Below are 2,144 nucleotides of genomic sequence, written 5' to 3'. Positions count from 1 at the left end.
CGAACTTGTTGCCCACCGGGTCCCGGAAATAGGCGCCGTAAAACCCGTTCTCCGCCCCAGGCGGGCGGTACCCAGGCGCGCCTTCGTCCGAGCCGCCGTTCGCCAGCGCGGCCGCGTGCACCGCATGCACCTGCTCCTTGGACTGCGCCTGGAGGGCGACCATGATCCCGTTGCCAGCCCTGGGCGGCCCGCCGTCGAAGGGCGTGAGGATCTCGAGGGTCGGGGGCGCGTCGCGCGGCCCGAAGAACGCGCCGCCGGGCGCTGGGTACGAGCGCTCGTAGCCGAGCGGCTTCAACGTCTTCTCGAAGAAGGGGACGGCCGCCTCCACGTCGTGGCAGCCGATGGTCACATAGCCGATAGTCATCAGGTCCTTCCCGCTTCGGAACCGCCATCTATGGCGCCCGAAGCGGGAGAGGTCTTGTTCAACGATTGAACTAGGCCGCCAGCGCCTTGTCCAGGTTGGCGGCGACCTTGTCGATGAAGCCTTCGGTGGTCAGCCACCCCTGCGTGTCGCCGACCAGCAGCGCCAGGTCCTTGGTCATCGAGCCGCTTTCGACGGTCGAGACGCAGACCTCTTCCAGCGTCTTGGCGAAGCGGGCCAGCTCGGCGTTGCCGTCCAGCTTGGCCCGGTGCTCCAGGCCGCGGGTCCAGGCGAAGATCGAGGCGATCGAGTTGGTCGAGGTGCTCTCGCCGCGCTGGTGCTGGCGGTAGTGGCGGGTCACGGTGCCGTGGGCGGCCTCGGCCTCCAGCGTTCGGCCGTCCGGCGTCACCAGCACCGAGGTCATCAGGCCCAGCGAGCCGAAGCCCTGGGCGACCTGGTCGGACTGCACGTCGCCGTCGTAGTTCTTGCACGCCCAGATGAAGGCGCCCGACCACTTCAGCGCCGACGCCACCATGTCGTCGATCAGGCGGTGCTCGTAGGTGAGGCCGGCTTCCTTGTACTTGGCCGCGTACTCGGTCTCGTAGATCTCGGCGAAGATGTCCTTGAAGCGGCCGTCGTAGGCCTTGAGGATCGTGTTCTTCGTCGAGAGGTAGACGGGGTACTTGCGGTTCAGGCCGTAGGCGAAGCAGGCGTGGGCGAACTCCCGGATGCTCTCATCCAGGTTGTACATGCCCATGGCGACGCCGCCGCCCGGGAAGTCGAACACGTCGTGCTCGATCTTCTCGCCGTTCTCGCCTTCCCAGCTGATCTTCAGCTTGCCCTTGCCGGGCACCACGAAGTCGGTGGCCTTGTACTGGTCGCCGAACGCATGGCGGCCGACGATGATCGGCTGGGTCCAGCCGGGGATCAGGCGCGGCACGTTCTTGCAGATGATCGGCTCGCGGAAGACCACGCCGCCCAGGATGTTGCGGATCGTGCCGTTCGGCGACTTCCACATCTTCTTGAGCTTGAACTCTTCGACGCGGGCCTCGTCCGGCGTGATGGTCGCGCACTTGATGCCGACGCCGTGCTTCTTGATCGCCTCGGCGGCCTGGACGGTCACCTTGTCGTCGGTCGCGTCGCGGTGCTCGATGCCCAGGTCGTAGTACTCGATGGGCAGGTCCACGAACGGGAAGATCAGCTTGTCCTTGATGAGCTTCCAGATGATGCGGGTCATCTCGTCCCCGTCGAGGTCGACGACGGGGTTGGCGACTTGGATCTTGGCCATGAGGGAGAAGCGCTCCGGGCGGTAATTCGAAAAGGCGCTGGCCGTATAGCCGCCGCAGCGCCGGACCGCAAAGGCCTAAGGCCTGGGCGCGCCGCGACTTATCCGACGCCCTTCACCGCCGCCCGCGCCACGTCGGCGAAAACCGCGTCGCGGCCCGCCTCGTCCAGGGTCGAGCCGGCGAGGAACACCGCCAGCGCGTACGACCGCTTGTCCGCCAGGGTGAAGATGCCGACGTCGTTGACGGCCGGCGAAAGGCCGAGGTCGGTCCGGGACGTGCCGGTCTTATGCGCAAGCACCGCGCCTTTCGGCAGGCCCGCCTTCAGTCGTCGTGCGCCGGTGGGCGTATCGGTCATCAGCTGCAGCAGGAGCCGCGTCGAGGCCGGCGAGAGCAGCTGGCCCGAGTTCAGGAGGTGCAGGAACTGCAGGATGCCGCGCGGGGAGGCGGTGTCGCGCGGGTCGGCCAGGTAGGCGCGCATCGCCTGCATGCGGGCCGTC

3 protein-coding genes are annotated in these 2,144 nt (G+C 67.4%); all 3 read right to left on the bottom strand.

Features of this window, described 5'->3' with window-relative positions; translation table 11 throughout:
* The coding region (locus RIF93_RS20290) for a VOC family protein (RefSeq protein WP_309093248.1) at positions 1-364 on the bottom strand (364 nt) is incomplete at its 3' end.
* Positions 365-434: 70 nt separating this feature from the next.
* Entirely contained in the window at positions 435-1,649 is a 1,215-nt protein-coding gene (locus RIF93_RS20285) for an NADP-dependent isocitrate dehydrogenase (RefSeq protein ID WP_309093247.1), read from the bottom strand.
* Positions 1,650-1,747: 98 nt separating this feature from the next.
* A partial coding sequence (locus tag RIF93_RS20280; RefSeq protein WP_309093246.1) for a serine hydrolase occupies positions 1,748-2,144 on the bottom strand: 397 nt, incomplete at its 5' end.

This window comes from Phenylobacterium sp., assembly GCF_031181185.1.
In the GTDB taxonomy this organism is placed as follows: domain Bacteria; phylum Pseudomonadota; class Alphaproteobacteria; order Caulobacterales; family Caulobacteraceae; genus Phenylobacterium.
The sequence above is the reverse complement of the archived record's forward strand: the minus strand, read 5'-3'. Positions and strand labels throughout refer to the sequence as shown.

Coding starts and splice junctions, on each gene's coding strand:
- RIF93_RS20285 (WP_309093247.1), bottom strand. CDS start 1,649: ATGGCCAAGATCCAAGTCGCCAACCCCGTCGTCGACCTCGACGGGGAC.